16 protein-coding genes and 1 tRNA gene are annotated in these 15,625 nt (G+C 46.3%); 16 read left to right on the forward strand and 1 reads right to left on the reverse strand.

Annotation, left to right across the window (positions count from 1 at the left end; translation table 11 throughout):
* Positions 1–139: 139 nt before the first annotated feature.
* The 6 genes from C2758_RS03880 to C2758_RS03905 all read left to right on the forward strand — a co-directional run bounded on the left by C2758_RS03880 (position 140) and on the right by C2758_RS03905 (position 6,876).
* Positions 140–1,927 (forward strand): acetolactate synthase 3 catalytic subunit, encoded by a 1,788-nt coding sequence (locus tag C2758_RS03880; RefSeq protein ID WP_215329678.1) that lies wholly within the window; start codon positions 140–142, stop codon positions 1,925–1,927.
* A complete protein-coding gene (ilvN, locus tag C2758_RS03885; RefSeq protein ID WP_046329932.1) occupies positions 1,927–2,418 on the forward strand; it encodes an acetolactate synthase small subunit in 492 nt (163 codons plus the stop codon). Before C2758_RS03880 ends, ilvN begins: the two co-directional genes overlap by 1 nt.
* 51 nt (positions 2,419–2,469) lie before the next feature.
* Positions 2,470–3,486, forward strand: a complete 1,017-nt coding sequence (ilvC, locus tag C2758_RS03890; protein ID WP_215329679.1) for a ketol-acid reductoisomerase — start codon at positions 2,470–2,472, stop codon at positions 3,484–3,486.
* A gap of 52 nt (positions 3,487–3,538) precedes the next feature.
* A complete protein-coding gene (locus C2758_RS03895; RefSeq protein ID WP_215329680.1) occupies positions 3,539–4,186 on the forward strand; it encodes a phosphatidylserine decarboxylase in 648 nt (215 codons plus the stop codon).
* Positions 4,187–4,213: 27 nt separating this feature from the next.
* Positions 4,214–5,077 (forward strand): CDP-diacylglycerol--serine O-phosphatidyltransferase, encoded by an 864-nt coding sequence (pssA, locus tag C2758_RS03900; protein WP_215329681.1) that lies wholly within the window; start codon positions 4,214–4,216, stop codon positions 5,075–5,077.
* A gap of 251 nt (positions 5,078–5,328) precedes the next feature.
* Entirely contained in the window at positions 5,329–6,876 is a 1,548-nt protein-coding gene (locus C2758_RS03905; RefSeq protein ID WP_215329682.1) for a 2-isopropylmalate synthase, read from the forward strand.
* 40 nt (positions 6,877–6,916) lie between these two features.
* On the opposite strand, the gene C2758_RS03910 is transcribed toward C2758_RS03905, so the two are convergent.
* Positions 6,917–7,510, reverse strand: coding sequence for a YSC84-related protein (locus C2758_RS03910; RefSeq protein ID WP_215329683.1), 594 nt, complete (start codon positions 7,508–7,510; stop codon positions 6,917–6,919).
* 85 nt (positions 7,511–7,595) lie between these two features.
* On the opposite strand from C2758_RS03910, the gene C2758_RS03915 reads away from it, so the two are divergent.
* From C2758_RS03915 to C2758_RS03960, 10 genes are all read left to right on the forward strand, one after another.
* Positions 7,596–8,801 (forward strand): patatin-like phospholipase family protein, encoded by a 1,206-nt coding sequence (locus C2758_RS03915; protein WP_215329684.1) that lies wholly within the window; start codon positions 7,596–7,598, stop codon positions 8,799–8,801.
* Between the two features lie 226 nt (positions 8,802–9,027).
* A complete protein-coding gene (gene rpsO / locus C2758_RS03920; RefSeq protein WP_112204355.1) occupies positions 9,028–9,297 on the forward strand; it encodes a 30S ribosomal protein S15 in 270 nt (89 codons plus the stop codon).
* A gap of 271 nt (positions 9,298–9,568) precedes the next feature.
* Positions 9,569–11,722: a polyribonucleotide nucleotidyltransferase gene (pnp, locus tag C2758_RS03925; protein ID WP_215329685.1), complete on the forward strand. Its 2,154-nt coding sequence runs from the start codon at positions 9,569–9,571 to the stop codon at positions 11,720–11,722.
* 27 nt (positions 11,723–11,749) lie between these two features.
* Entirely contained in the window at positions 11,750–12,748 is a 999-nt protein-coding gene (locus C2758_RS03930) for an NAD(P)H-quinone oxidoreductase (RefSeq protein WP_215329686.1), read from the forward strand.
* Between the two features lie 17 nt (positions 12,749–12,765).
* On the forward strand, positions 12,766–13,524 hold the full coding sequence (tpiA, locus tag C2758_RS03935) for a triose-phosphate isomerase (RefSeq protein ID WP_215329687.1): 759 nt from the start codon (positions 12,766–12,768) through the stop codon (positions 13,522–13,524).
* Between the two features lie 22 nt (positions 13,525–13,546).
* Positions 13,547–13,894: a preprotein translocase subunit SecG gene (gene secG / locus C2758_RS03940; protein WP_215329688.1), complete on the forward strand. Its 348-nt coding sequence runs from the start codon at positions 13,547–13,549 to the stop codon at positions 13,892–13,894.
* An 85-nt stretch (positions 13,895–13,979) separates the two neighbouring features.
* A tRNA-Leu gene (locus C2758_RS03945) sits at positions 13,980–14,064 on the forward strand.
* Between the two features lie 110 nt (positions 14,065–14,174).
* On the forward strand, positions 14,175–14,534 hold the full coding sequence (locus C2758_RS03950) for an NADH-quinone oxidoreductase subunit A (protein ID WP_011902892.1): 360 nt from the start codon (positions 14,175–14,177) through the stop codon (positions 14,532–14,534).
* Between the two features lie 5 nt (positions 14,535–14,539).
* Entirely contained in the window at positions 14,540–15,022 is a 483-nt protein-coding gene (locus C2758_RS03955) for an NADH-quinone oxidoreductase subunit B family protein (protein WP_215329689.1), read from the forward strand.
* 3 nt (positions 15,023–15,025) lie between these two features.
* Complete coding sequence (locus tag C2758_RS03960; protein ID WP_215329690.1) at positions 15,026–15,625, forward strand: NADH-quinone oxidoreductase subunit C; 600 nt, start codon at positions 15,026–15,028, stop codon at positions 15,623–15,625.

The raw sequence follows: 15,625 nt of genomic DNA on the forward strand, positions 1-15,625 counted from the left end.
AGAATATAGGGCTTACTACCTAGAATCTCATTCAAGAAGTGGTTTTTTCCGGTAGCAGCGCCGTTCGAACTCGGGCCACAAGCAAGAGACAGAACAGACCAAACAATTTTTTGCCGAAAATTGCAAAGGACGAAAGAAAATGAATACAAGCAGCGCCGAATTTTTAGCTTCTAAAGCTAACCAAGACACAACAAATACAAATCCCGCAGCAACTCCACCAGAAATGATTGGTGCCGAGATGTTGGTGAAGGCCTTGCACAAAGAGGGTGTTGAATACGTTTGGGGTTACCCAGGTGGTTCCGTTCTCTTTATCTACGATGAAATTTTTAAGCAGGACAAGTTTGAGCACATTCTGGTTCGTCATGAGCAAGCAGCTGTTCATGCGGCTGATGGCTATGCGCGCGCAACCGGTAAGGTTGGAGTTGCCCTAGTAACTTCAGGTCCTGGAGTAACCAATGCGGTTACCGGAATTGCGACTGCTTACACTGATTCAATCCCGATGGTGGTCATCAGCGGTAACGTACCAACATACGCGATTGGTGAAGATGCTTTCCAAGAGGCCGATACCGTGGGTATTACTCGCCCAGTGGTTAAACACAACTTCTTGGTAAAAGATGTGAAAGACCTCCCTTTAGTGATTAAGAAGGCTTTCCATATTGCGCAGACAGGTCGTCCAGGTCCAGTATTGATTGATATCCCTAAGGATGTATCTGCAGCCAAAGGACCATTCGTCTACCCAGAAACATTGGAGATGCGTTCATACAACCCAGTAGTCAAGGGCCATAGTGGACAAATTCGTAAAGCGGTTTCTTTATTGCAAGAAGCTGAGCGCCCATTCATTTATACCGGTGGTGGCGTAATTTTGGCTGATGCCGCTCCAGAATTAAAAGAGTTTGCTGACTTGCTGGGTTATCCCGTTACCAATACCTTAATGGGTCTTGGCGGCTTCCCAGGCACTAGCCCTCAGTTTGTGGGCATGCTTGGTATGCACGGTACGTATGAAGCTAATATGGCGATGCAGCACAGCGATGTGTTGATTGCAGTTGGCGCACGTTTTGATGATCGTGTGATTGGTAATACTGCGCACTTCGCAAGTCATCCACGCAAGATTATTCATATTGACATCGATCCATCCGTGATTTCGAAGCGGGTGAAAGTGGATGTACCTATTGTTGGTAATCTCAAGGAAGTACTACAGGAGATGACTACTCAGCTCAAAGCTGCCGGCCCACGTAAGAATGACGCTAAGCTGGCGGCATGGTGGGCGCAGATTAATGAGTGGCGTAAAAAAGATTGCTTGAAATATGACGAAGCTTCCCAAATCGTCAAGCCACAGTATGTTGTTCAGAAGCTGTGGGAACTCACTGGTGGTGATGCATTCATTACTTCTGACGTTGGTCAGCATCAAATGTGGGCTGCACAGTTCTACAAGTTCGATAAGCCACGTCGTTGGATTAACTCCGGCGGTCTAGGCACCATGGGTGTAGGTTTGCCATATGCCATGGGTATTAAGAAAGCATTCCCAGATAACGATGTATTCGCTATCACTGGCGAAGGCTCTATCCAGATGTGTATTCAAGAGCTTTCCACTTGCAAGCAATACAACACACCCGTGAAGATTGTGTCTTTGAATAATCGTTACCTCGGTATGGTTCGCCAATGGCAAGAGCTAACTTATAACAAGCGTTATTCCAGTTCATACATGGATTCATTGCCGGACTTCGTGAAGTTGGCAGAGGCCTTTGGGCATGTGGGTATGCGCATCGAAAAGAAGTCTGATGTTGAAGGTGCTCTCAAAGAAGCTATTCGTTTAAAAGATCGCACCGTATTTATGGATTTCCAGACAGACCCAGAAGAAAACGTTTGGCCGATGGTTCAGGCAGGCAAAGGTATTACTGAAATGCTTTTGGGCAGCGAGGATCTCTAATGCGACACATTATTTCTGTATTGATAGAGAACGAGCCGGGGGCACTATCTCGTGTGGTCGGTTTATTTTCTGCGCGTGGTTACAACATTGAAGCCTTGAGCGTTGCACCAACCGAAGATCCATCCTTGTCCCGCATGACAATTGTCACTCTTGGCTCTGAGGATGTGATTGAGCAAATCACTAAACACTTGAATCGCTTAGTTGAGGTGGTGAAGGTGTTTGATTTGACTGAAGGTCCTCATATTGAGCGTGAGCTCATGATGATCAAAGTGCGCGCAGTAGGTAAAGAGCGTGAAGAATTGAAACGTACAACGGATATCTTCCGTGGTCGCATCATTGATGTGACTGATAAGAGTTACACCATTGAATTAACTGGTGATGGCGCCAAATTAGATGCCTTCATTGATTCGATTGATCGTGCATCGATTTTAGAAACTGTCCGTTCGGGTGGTTCTGGTATTGGGCGCGGTGAACGCATTCTGAAGGTTTAATTTTTTTAACTAATTACTGCATTAACTACATTTTCAAAACAAGGAAAGAGCATGAAAGTTTTTTACGATAAAGACGCCGATTTGTCCCTCATTAAAGGCAAAAAAGTAACCATCATTGGTTACGGTTCACAGGGCCACGCACACGCTTTGAATCTGAAAGATTCAGGCTGTAACGTGACTGTTGGTTTGCGTAAAGATGGCGCTTCCTGGAGCAAAGCCGCAAATGCTGGCTTGACAGTAAAAGAAGTTGGCGCAGCAGTTAAAGATGCTGACGTAGTGATGATGCTCTTGCCTGACGAGCAAATCGCCGAAGTATATAGCAAAGAAGTTCATGGCAATATCAAGCAGGGCGCTGCATTGGCATTTGCTCACGGCTTTAACGTTCACTACGGTCAAGTTCAGCCACGCGCTGACTTAGACGTGATCATGATTGCTCCTAAAGCACCAGGCCACACTGTGCGTGGTACTTACGCTCAAGGCGGCGGTGTTCCCCATTTGATCGCTGTGTACCAAGATAAATCTGGTTCAGCGCGTGATGTTGCTTTGTCATATGCAACAGCTAACGGCGGCGGCCGTGCCGGCATCATTGAAACCAACTTCCGCGAAGAAACTGAAACTGACTTATTCGGTGAGCAGGCTGTTCTCTGTGGTGGCGCAGTAGAGTTGATCAAAGCCGGTTTCGAAACTTTGGTTGAGGCTGGCTACGCTCCTGAGATGGCTTACTTTGAGTGCTTGCATGAGCTCAAGTTGATTGTGGACTTGATCTACGAAGGTGGTATCGCCAACATGAACTACTCTATCTCTAACAATGCTGAGTATGGTGAGTATGTCACTGGTCCGCGTATTGTTACAGAAGATACTAAGAACGCAATGCGTCAGTGCTTGAAAGATATTCAGACTGGTGAGTACGCTAAGAGCTTCATCTTGGAAAACAAAGCAGGTGCGCCTACTTTGATTTCACGTCGTCGCTTGAATGCTGAGCATGACATCGAGGTAGTTGGCGCTAAGTTGCGCGCCATGATGCCTTGGATCGCAAAGAACAAGCTAGTTGATCAAACAAAGAACTAAGTAAATAGTAGTTAGAAACTAATAGCAGTAATTAAAAAGGCTCAGAACAAAGATGATGTATCCGCACCCCATTATTGCGAAAGAAGGTTGGCCGTATTTGGCATTAGTGGGGGCTGTTACTTTGCTGGTCCACTATCTTGGTGGCATTGCATGGTCATGGCCTTTGTGGATCATCTTTATCTTTGTTCTGCAGTTCTTCCGCGATCCGCAGCGTATTGCTGCCATAGGTCGTGATCTAGTTTTATCTCCTGCTGATGGTCGTATCGTCGTAGTAGAAAAAGCAAACGATCCTTATGCGGGTCGTGAAGCTTTGAAGATTAGTGTTTTTATGAACGTATTTAACGTTCACTCCAACCGTAGTGCAGTCAACGGTACGGTAAAAGAGATTCAGTATTTCCCTGGCAAGTTTGTCAATGCCGATTTAGATAAAGCCTCTACTGAGAATGAACGTAATGCCGTTGTGATTGATGCCAATGGCCAAATCGTGACTCTGGTTCAGGTTGCAGGTCTGATTGCTCGCCGCATTCTTTGTTATATCCATGTTGGCGATAAACTTAAAGCGGGAGAGCGTTATGGCTTTATTCGCTTTGGCTCCCGTGTCGATGTATATTTACCTTTAACAGCTGAGCCTTTAGTCAGCGTTGGCGATAAAGTTTTCGCTACGAACACCGCATTAGCTCGTGTACCCGGCTTAGATTAATTAAGCCGCTCTAACTAGGAATATTCTTTGCCTACATTTCGCCGTCGTGGCCGTATCGATCGCAGTCGCCTAGCGAACTCCCGTACTGATCGCACTCAGGGTGAGTGGGCAGAGGACTTGGGAGATGGGATTGATTTTGAAGTGGAAGAGTTGCACGTAGATAAGCCACGTAAACGTAGCAAAGGCATTTACTTACTTCCCAATGCATTTACTACCGCAGCCTTATTCTGCGGTTTCTTTGCCATCGTTAATGCGATGAACCACCAGTTTGAGATGGCTGCTATTGCCATCTTTGCATCTTTAGTTTTGGATGGCATGGATGGTCGCGTTGCTCGTATGACGAATACCCAAAGTGCTTTCGGTGAGCAGTACGATTCTTTGGCTGACATGGTTTCATTTGGTGTGGCGCCAGCCTTAGTTGCTTACGAATGGGCTTTAAAAGACTTAGGTAAGTGGGGTTGGTTGGCTGCCTTTACCTACTGTGCAGGAGCAGCTTTGCGTCTGGCGCGCTTCAACGTTAATACTGGCGTGGTAGATAAGAAGTTTTTCCAGGGCCTACCTAGTCCAGCCGCTGGCTCTTTAATGGCCGGTTTTATATGGCTGGCTGATGACAATAAAATTCCAGTACGCGACAGTGCCATCCCTTGGATCACTTTCTTTTTAGCTGTTTATGCTGGCTTGACCATGGTATCTAATGCTCGCTTTTACAGTGGCAAGGCTTTGGATGTGCGCTACCGCGTACCTTTTGGCGTCATGGTTCTGATGATTCTGACCTTTGTTCTGATTTCTTCTAATCCGCCTTTAACCCTGTTTGGTCTCTTTGTGGTGTATTCCATCTCGGGTTATGTGATTTGGGCTTGGGAGCATCTAAGCGGCCGTCGTTTTAGCTAATTTGCAATATTTAGGTTATATTTAATCCATGTTGATGAATTTCCCCCTCTCTAAATTGCTTCTACTCGCACTAAGCCTACAGCTTGGGGCAGGTAAGGCCTAAGCTAATGAGATTAAAGTAATTCATTAGCCACGACATACCAGCCCCAGCAAATTGCTGGGGTTTTTTGTTTTTAGGCTTAGCAATTGATAATTAGTCAGCACGAATCAGCAGTCAGCATAATTAAGTAATATTGAACCGGAGAGTAGTGATGAGCGACAAAGTAATCATTTTTGATACCACCTTACGCGATGGTGAACAATCACCTGGCGCTTCTATGACCAAGGATGAGAAGGTTCGTATCGCTCGCCAGTTAGAGCGCCTCAAGGTTGATGTGATCGAGGCTGGATTTGCGGCGAGCTCCGAAGGTGACTTCCAGGCTATCTCTGCAGTAGCAGCAGCCGTGAAGGATTCCATTGTCTGCTCACTCGCACGCGCTAACGATAAAGACATTACTCGGGCCGCTGATGCGTTGAAAGCCGCTAATGCAAAACGAATCCATGCGTTCTTGGCAACCAGTCCATTACATATGGCCGTGAAATTGCGCATGTCTCCAGAAGAGGTTTTAGAGCAGGCTAAACGTTCTATTCGTTTTGCAAGAAACTTAGCTGAGGATGTGGAGTTCTCAGCAGAGGACGGCTATCGCTCAGAAATGGATTTCTTGTGCAGGGTAGTTGAAGGCGTCATTAATGAGGGTGCTACCACCATCAACATTCCGGATACCGTAGGCTACGCTACCCCTGAGTTATATGGTGAGTTCATCAAGACCTTGCGTACCCGAGTTCCTAACTCTGATAAAGCTGTGTGGTCTGTACATTGCCATAATGACTTGGGTATGGCTGTCGCCAACTCTTTAGCTGGTGTCAAAATTGGTGGTGCGCGTCAAATTGAGTGCACTGTTAACGGCTTGGGTGAACGTGCTGGTAATACAGCATTAGAAGAAATTGTCATGGCCTTGCGCACGCGCAAAGATTATTTTGATATGGTGTGCGGTATTGATGCGACTCAAATTGTTCCTGCATCAAAGTTGGTCTCGCAAATTACTGGTTTTGTTGTTCAGCCCAACAAGGCAGTTGTAGGCGCCAACGCGTTTGCTCACACTTCAGGAATACATCAAGACGGCATCTTAAAGAACCGTGATACCTACGAGATCATGCGTGCAGAAGATGTAGGTTGGTCTGCTAATAAGATTGTGCTCGGCAAGTTATCTGGTCGCAATGCTTTTAAACAGCGTTTGCAAGAGTTAGGTATTGCGATTGAAGCCGAAGCAGATTTGAATGAAGCTTTTGTCCGCTTCAAGACGCTGGCTGATCAAAAGTCAGAAATCTTTGATGAAGATATTATTGCCATCATGTCAGACTCTGCTGCAGCTGAAGAAGGTGAATTTTATAAGTTCATATCCTTGAGTCAGCATTCTGAAACGGGTGAGCGACCAAAGTCTAGAGTGACTTTCCGGGTGGGCGACAAAGAGGCCAGCTCTGAGGCTGAGGGTAACGGCCCGGTTGATGCGAGCTTGAACGCTATTGAGCAGATCGTGAAGAGCGGGGTAGAGCAATTACTTTACTCTGTAAATGCCATTACCTCAGGTACGCAATCTCAGGGCGAAGTTACTGTCAGGCTTGCAAAGGGTGGACGTATTGTTAATGGCGTCGGTACTGATCCGGACATCATTGCGGCTTCAGCGAAAGCCTATTTATCAGCCTTAAATAAATTACATGATCCTAGCCAAGCTAAGCTCAATGCGCAGATGACGCCTTAAGAAATTCTTGGCGACATCTGCAGCTTTTGCAATGCGCCTCTTATTTATTCAGGTCTGAGCTCTTGTAGTACTTAGTGCCCTTGCCAGTGATTTCTGCCGCAATGCCTGAGTCTGTGAGCTGGTACATCAATACCCCTGGCGCCACGACCACTGAATCTTGGTAGGCATCACCATCCTTTCCATATTTGGCTGCTGCCGTAACTTGACCGCCAAATGTCCATCCAGAATTTATGAAGTCATTCAGTGCGGCTTGTGTTTGAAAAACAAAAATATTTTGGAAGGACTTAATTCCAAGGCCTAAGCCGGCCTGAATCTCTGCCATATTCATATAGATCGGTTTAGCACCATCTTTTTGGATAACGACACCGCTTCCTGTGCCTCCACCAGCAATCAATATCTTCATACCAAAGTTGCTGAAGGTCGCGTAGCCAACGGATTTCTCAATTAACTCTTTTGCCTTGGGTTGAGCTTGGTAGAGTGCCTTTAGAGTACCTTCGCTCTTTTTGAGAATGTCCTGGCGTTGCTGGGCAATTGTTTGTTCAGCAGCAAATGGATTTGAAAATTGCGCAAAACTCAGTGATGGGGATAGAGCTAATAAACTATAGGCTAATGCTTGGACAAATTTAGTTCGCATGGATTTTTTCCTTTGCTGCATTTTCGCAATGAATGAATTCCATCCTTATACTCCAACAAGCCCTTTTGTCCAATAACGATCCAATATGACTCTCTTAACTCGCTGCATCTTTACTCTCTTCATACTGTCATTGATAGGCTGTAGCAGCTTGCAGCGCAAAGCGGCAGTGCCATCGCAGCAGATGGGACAGGCTCAAATAGCGGGCCTCAGTAGTGCGCGATATATGGTGGCCAGTCAGCCCAGTATCGATCAAATGGCCGCAGATATTCAGGCGGGATTTAAGGTGAGGGATGAAAAAACCTTAAATGCACCAGCCAATTACCTATCGCTCTCAGGTGGTGGCGATGATGGTGCATATGGCGCGGGATTATTGATCGGATGGGCTGAGCGCGGCGATCGCCCACAATTTAACTTAGTCACCGGTATCAGTACTGGCGCATTAATTGCTCCCTTTGCCTATATGGGAAAAGAATATGATCCCGTCTTGCGCGATGTTTATACAAAATATGGCCCCCAAGATATCTTCATTGAGCGCGGATTGATCTCTGGCATTTTGAGTGATGGCTTATCCGACACGACCCCCTTGTTTCAACTGATTTCAAAATACATCGATCAAGATTTTCTGAAGAAGGTGGCACATGAGTACACCACCAAAAACCGCTGGCTTTTGATTGGGACAACGAACCTAGACGCAGGCGTACCCGTAGTCTGGAACATGGGCAAGATTGCCAGTATTGCCACTCCAGAGGCTTTAGAGCTTTTTAGAAAAGTCATGCTGGCCTCGGCATCCATTCCTGGGGCCTTTTCTCCGGTGATGTTTGATTTTGAGGTTTCTGGCCAAAGCTTTCAGGAGATGCATGTCGATGGCGGTGCTATTACCCAAGTATTCCTATATCCCAGCGCCTTATCCCAAAGGGGAAAAGAGCTTAATGTCAAGCTGCAAAAGGAACGCAATGCTTACATTATTCGCAATGCACGCTTAGATCCTGAGTGGCGCGAGACCCAGCGGGGCACCCTAAGCATCATCCAGAGGGCAATCTCCAGCATGATTCAGACCCAGGGTATTGGGGATTTGTACCGCATTTATCACACTACTCAGCTTGATGGAGTCAGCTTCAACCTGGCTTTTATTGGGCCAGACTTCAAGTTTCCGCATCAGACGGAGTTTGATACTGCCTATATGCAGGCTCTTTTTGATTACGGCTACAAACAGGGCCTTGGCGGCAAGGAGTGGCAAAAGTACCCTCCAGGCTATAGGCGGGGGTTTGATATGGAATTGCCTAAAAAATAGGCATTTATAAGTGTTTCCATCATCATTCCGATATAAATCAAGGGCTTGCTAGAATATTCACCGCTCAGCCCTAAATTGAGCGCCTAGCCCCTCGGCCATGGATTTAAGGTGAATCTGCTACAATTCGATGGCTTTGATTCTTAAAGCTTTTTTGTTTTATTTGATTAATAAATGCACGACACAAGTTGGGTGAAAGCTCAGGTGTTCGCAAGTAAGGAGTATGAAAATGGCAGTTGCTGATATTAAAACGGCGGAAATCGTCAAAGACAACGCGCGCAGCGCAAACGATACGGGTAGCCCTGAAGTTCAAGTTTCATTGCTAACAGCCCGCATCAATGAATTAACCCCCCATTTCAAAGCTAACGCTAAAGATCATCACAGCCGTCGTGGTTTGTTGAAGATGGTTTCACGCCGCCGCCGCCTTTTGGATTACCTCAAGGGCAAGGATCTGGGTCGCTATCGCGCATTGATCGAGAAATTAGGTCTCCGTAAGTAATTCTTATCGGTATTGCAATGCCATCTATCTTAGGGTTGTTTCCTCACCGAATCAGTCTTAAGCAGATGGCATGTTTTTTGGGCGCTTCAAGATTATTTGTGTAGGGGATCGTGTCATTCCAATGAGTTTCTGGGTTGTGAAATCCAGTGTCTCCCTGGAATGGCATCCCTTGTGATCTTCAAACGCTCCAGTGTTGTCGTGACACTGCTTTATCCCACGACAAGCGTGAAATCCATGTGGCTTTTGCGTGAACAATTTGGAGAAGATCAGAATGACTATGTTTAAAAAAGCAGTAAAGACGTTTCAATGGGGCAATCATCAGGTAGTTATGGAGACAGGCGAGATTGCTCGTCAATCTGGTGGTGCTGTTATCGTTAACGTGGATGACACAGTGGTGATGGGCACAGTAGTTGCCTCTAAATCCGCTAAGCCAGGCCAGTCATTTTTCCCGTTGACTGTTGATTACTTAGAGAAAACTTACGCCGCAGGAAAAATTCCTGGTGGTTTCTTCCGTCGTGAAGGTCGTCCATCCGAAGGTGAGACATTGATCTCCCGTTTAATCGATCGTCCATTGCGTCCATTATTCCCTGAAGGTTTCTTGAACGAAGTTCAGGTAGTCATTCATGTGTTGTCTATCAACCCGGATGTTCCTGCTGATATTCCTGCGTTAATTGCGGCTTCTGCAGCCTTAGCTGTTTCAGGCATCCCATTTGCCGGTCCAGTTGGCGCAGCCCGTGTTGGTTACGCTAACGGCCAATATCTCTTGAATCCAACTCGTACAGAGCAAGCTACTAGCGAAATGGATTTAATTGTTGCTGGTACACAAGCTGCTGTATTGATGGTGGAATCAGAAGCCAATCAGCTGTCTGAAGAAATTATGTTGGGTGCAGTTGTATATGGTCATGACCAAATGCAAACTGCAATCAACGCAATTAATGAATTGGTAACCGAAGCTGGCAAGCCAGAGTGGGATTGGACTGCTGCTCCTAAAGATGAGCCATTCATTGCTAAGGTCACTGCATTGGCTGAAGCGCCATTGCGCGAGGCATATCAGATTCGTCAAAAAGGCGCTCGTTCAGACAAGCTTAAAGAAACTACTAAAGCAGTAATTGCTAAGCTTGCTGAAGAGGGTGATGTTGACGCTGTTGCCGTTAACGACATCTTGTTTGAAATCGAAGCGAAGATTGTGCGTAGTCAGATTTTGAATGGCGAGCCACGTATTGATGGTCGTGATACACGCACTGTTCGTCCGATTGAAATTCGCAATGGTGTATTGCCACGTACACACGGTTCAGCATTGTTTACCCGTGGTGAGACACAAGCTCTCGTAGTAGCTACTTTAGGTACTGCACGTGATGAGCAGATCATTGATGCGCTCGAAGGTGAGTACCGTGATCGCTTCATGTTCCACTACAACATGCCTCCGTTTGCTACTGGCGAAACTGGTCGTGTAGGTAGCCCTAAGCGTCGTGAAATTGGTCATGGTCGTTTAGCTAAACGTGCATTGATTCCGGTATTGCCAAGTGCAGAAGATTTTGCATACAGCATTCGTGTGGTTTCAGAAATCACTGAGTCTAATGGCTCTTCATCGATGGCTTCCGTTTGCGGCGGCTGTTTGGCAATGATGGACGCTGGTGTTCCAGTTAAAGCACACGTTGCTGGTGTTGCGATGGGATTGATTTTGGATGGCAACCGTTTTGCTGTGTTGACAGACATCTTGGGTGATGAAGATCACTTAGGTGATATGGACTTTAAAGTTGCAGGTACTGCTAACGGCATTACTGCTTTGCAAATGGACATTAAAGTTCAAGGCATCACTAAAGAAATTATGCAAGTTGCATTGGCTCAAGCCAAAGAAGGTCGCTTGCACATTTTGAGCAAGATGCAAGAGGCGATGGGTTCAGTTCGTACTGAATTGTCTGCACATGCTCCGCGCATGGTTTCTTTCAAGATTCATCCAGATAAGATTCGTGAAGTCATCGGTAAGGGCGGCGCAACAATTCAAGCCTTGACTAAAGAAACTGGTTGCAGCATCGACATTAAAGATGATGGCACCGTAACAATCGCTTCTACTTCTGCTGAAGGCATGGCTGAAGCCAAAGCACGTATCGAAGGCATTACTGCAGAAGCTGAAGTAGGCAAGATCTACGAAGGCCCAGTGGTGAAATTGCTTGAGTTCGGTGCTTTAGTAAATATTCTTCCAGGTAAAGACGGTCTCTTGCACATCTCAGAAATCTCTAATGAGCGTGTAAAAGAAGTTAAAGATTATTTAGCGGAAGGCCAAGTTGTGCGCGTGAAGTTGTTAGCTGCTGATGAGCGTGGTCGTTTACGTCTATCTCTCAAAGCTGCGATGGCTGAAGAAGGTGGCACGATTGCTCCTTTGGCAGGTGCTGAAGCCGCTCCCGCATCTGGCGAAAACCCTTAAGTAGTTCAGTTAGCAAGCGGAATTCATATGCGCGTAATAGAAATCAAAGAGTTTGGCGCACCAGAAATGCTGGTGTCTGCTACTCGCCCTGATCCAGTGCTTCCTAGTGCTGGGTCTGGCGAGATTTTGATTCGTGTTTTGGCTGCTGGGATTAATCGCCCTGACGTTTTGCAACGCAAAGGCCATTACCCGGTTCCAGCAGGCGCATCTGACATTCCTGGCCTTGAAGTAGCTGGTGAGATTATTGGCGGTGATTTAGCTCACGTCGATAATCTGTTTGGACTAAAGCTTGGCGATAAGGTGTGCGCGCTAGTGCAGGGTGGTGGTTATGCAGATTTGTGTATAGCTCCAATTGCCCAATGCTTGCCTTATCCAAAAGGATTTACTGATCAAGAGGCTGCCGCGTTACCAGAAACGTTTTATACCGTTTGGAGTAATGTTTTCATGCGCGGCCAACTATCTGAAGGCGAAACTTTATTGGTTCAAGGTGGCTCGAGTGGTATCGGTGTAACCGCTATTTTGATTGCGAAAGCCTTAGGTCATAAAGTATTTGTGACTGCAGGTACTGATGAGAAGTGCGCTGCTTGTGTTGCCTTGGGTGCTGACTTGGCGATCAACTACAAGACGCAAGACTTTGTTGAAGAAGTAAAGAAGGCAACTGACGGCAAGGGCGTCAATGTCATTCTAGATATGGTTACCGGCGCTTACGTACAAAAAGAAATCGATTGCCTGGCTGATGATGGTCGTATTGTGATCATTGCTATTCAGGGTGGGTCAAAAGCTGAAGTGAGTACGAATCAAATTTTGCGTCGTCGCTTGACCATTACCGGTTCCACATTACGTCCACGTCCAGTGTCATTTAAGAAGCAGATTACCCAGCAGTTACATGCGCACATCTGGCCTTTGCTAGATGCGGGCAAGTTAAAGCCAGTGATTTATAAGACATTCACCTTAGACCAAGCGGCTGATGCCCATCGTTTAATGGAGTCTTCTGAGCACGTTGGCAAAATTGTTTTAACTGTTTAAGTATTTAATTTAATTTCATGCGCCCCATCACTGTTATCGGCAACTGGAAAATGAACGGCAGCTTTGCAAGTAATGCAGACTGGATCAAGACCGTTTGCCGTGGGATGGAGCAGGGGATGCCTGCAGGTCGTAAGTATGTAGTGTGTGCCCCAGCACCTTATTTGTCACAGTGTGGCGATTTAATTCGTGACTGCTCTTTAGCTTTTTTAAGCTTAGGCGCTCAAGATGCGTCAGCTTACTCGGCGGGAGCTTATACCGGCGATGTTGCAGCAGCTATGCTAAAGGAATTAGATTGTGCCTACGTCATCGTGGGACATTCAGAGCGCCGCCAGCATCATCAGGAGGTTGATGAGCAGGTAGCAGAAAAAGCGCTGCAGGTATTAGACAACGGTATGATTCCCGTGATTTGTGTTGGTGAGTCTGCAGATGAGCGCAACTCTGGACGTGAAGTTGAGGTTGTAAGAGGTCAAATTTCAAAGCAAGTTGCAATTTTGCAAGACCGCTTAGCCGATTGTCTGATTGCTTATGAGCCTGTTTGGGCTATTGGGACTGGTAAGGTAGCCAGCGCTCAAATAGCTCAGGACATGCACAGAGCAATTCGATTGCAGTTGGCAGAGTTTGATGAAGATGTAGCTTCCCACGTGGGAATTTTGTATGGCGGCAGTGTCAAGCCTGATAATGCCGTTGAACTATTTGCAATGCCAGATATTGATGGTGGATTGATTGGGGGCGCTTCATTGAACCCTCAAGATTTTTTAGCCATCTGTCAGGCCTAGATTTTTTATTTGGAGATAAGCCATGGAATGGTTTAAGACTTTATTGATCGTTTTACAGGTTATTTCAGCTTTGGCTGTGATCTTGCTCGTATTGCTTCAGCAGGGCAAAGGTGCCGACATGGGGGCTGCTTTTGGTTCTGGATCCTCCGGCAGTCTTTTTGGCGCCAGTGGCTCAGCCAACTTCCTTTCCCACACAACTGCAATCTTTGCGGGAATCTTTTTTGTTTGCACTTTAGGCATTACCTGGATCGGAAATAAAAATGAAGTCAGTCCTGGAATTTTGTCTAATACCGTGGCACCAGTTGCAGCTCCTGCTGTCGCACCAGTAGCTCCAGTTCAGGATCCGACCAAGCCAGCAGTTCCAAAGTAAAAAATAGGGTTTTAAGTAGTTTCTAACGCTATTTTTGAGGTAAATGAGTGGTGCAATGCAGTAGAATTGACGAGTTTTACAAGATGCCGACGTGGTGAAATTGGTAGACACGCTATCTTGAGGGGGTAGTGGCTTAGGCTGTGCGAGTTCGAGTCTCGCCGTCGGCACCAAATTGTAAAAATTGTAGGGGGTTTATGCCCTAAATCAAGGTTTTTTGTAGTGGAGTAATTGATAATTTGTAGCTTCTTAGGATTTACCGGACGAACGACTCAGGGCCATTTTGAATCTCGCTAATTACTTTCCCGTGCTGCTTTTTATCCTTGTAGGTATTGGGGTTGGTTTAGTACCCATGTTCCTCGGAAAAATTTTGGCTCCTTCAAAGCCAGATGCTGAAAAACTGTCTCCTTACGAATGCGGTTTCGAAGCCTTCGAAGATGCGCGTATGAAATTTGACGTACGCTACTACCTCATCGCAATCCTATTTATCTTATTTGACTTAGAAACTGCATTTCTATTTCCATGGGGTGTGGCTCTGCGTGATATTGGTTGGTTTGGTTATGCCTCTATGGTGATTTTCTTATTGGAATTTATTGTGGGCTTCGTATATATCTGGAAAAAGGGCGCTCTCGACTGGGAGTGATCGATATGGCACTAGAAGGCGTTCTCAAAGAAGGATTTGTTACCACTACTGCGGACCAGTTAATTAACTGGACTCGTAATGGTTCTTTATGGCCAATGACATTTGGTCTTGCCTGCTGCGCTGTAGAAATGATGCACGCAGGCGCCTCCCGTTATGACTTGGATCGCTTTGGTGTGGTGTTCCGTCCATCCCCGCGTCAATCAGATTTGATGATTGTGGCTGGCACTTTGTGTAACAAGATGGCTCCAGCACTTCGTAAGGTTTACGATCAAATGCCTGAGCCACGCTGGGTGATCTCGATGGGTTCTTGTGCCAATGGTGGTGGTTATTACCATAATTCGTATTCAGTAGTGCGCGGTTGCGACCGCATTGTGCCAGTCGATATTTATGTTCCTGGTTGCCCTCCAACTGCAGAGGCCTTGATCTACGGAATTATTCAGTTGCAATCCAAGATCGCTCGTACTAGCACGATTGCGCGGAAGACTTAAATCATGTCAGACCGTTTAGTTCAACTCGCCGCCAATCTAGAAAAAGTTTTAGGTAAACGTGCTCAATCTATTGAGCTCGCTTTAGGTGAAGTGACCGTTGTTGTTCATGCAGACACTTATTTTGAATCCGCTATGTTATTGCGCGATGAGCCTTCATTGGCTTTTGAACAGTTAATGGATTCATGTGGAGTGGATTACCAGGACTACCGAGAAGGACAGTGGGGTGGTCAGCGTTTTGCAGTTGTGACCCATCTTCTGTCTGTTGCTCATAACTGGCGTCTGCGTGTACGTGTATTTGCACCTGAAGATGCCTACCCAGTAGTTGCCTCTCTCACACCAGTATGGGCTTCGGCTAATTGGTTTGAGCGTGAGGCATTTGACCTTTACGGTATTTTGTTTGATGGCCACGAAGACCTACGTCGTATCTTGACTGACTACGGTTTCATTGGCCATCCGTTTAGAAAAGATTTCCCAATCTCTGGCAACGTAGAAATGCGTTATGACCCTGAGTTAAAGCGGGTGGTGTATCAGCCTGTTACGATCGAGGCGCGTGAAATCACACCACGTATCGTGCGCGAAGAGCAGTACGGAGGCCCGGTTTAA

The sequence above is a fragment of the Polynucleobacter sp. AP-Sving-400A-A2 genome (assembly GCF_018688155.1).
In the GTDB taxonomy this organism is placed as follows: Bacteria; Pseudomonadota; Gammaproteobacteria; order Burkholderiales; family Burkholderiaceae; genus Polynucleobacter.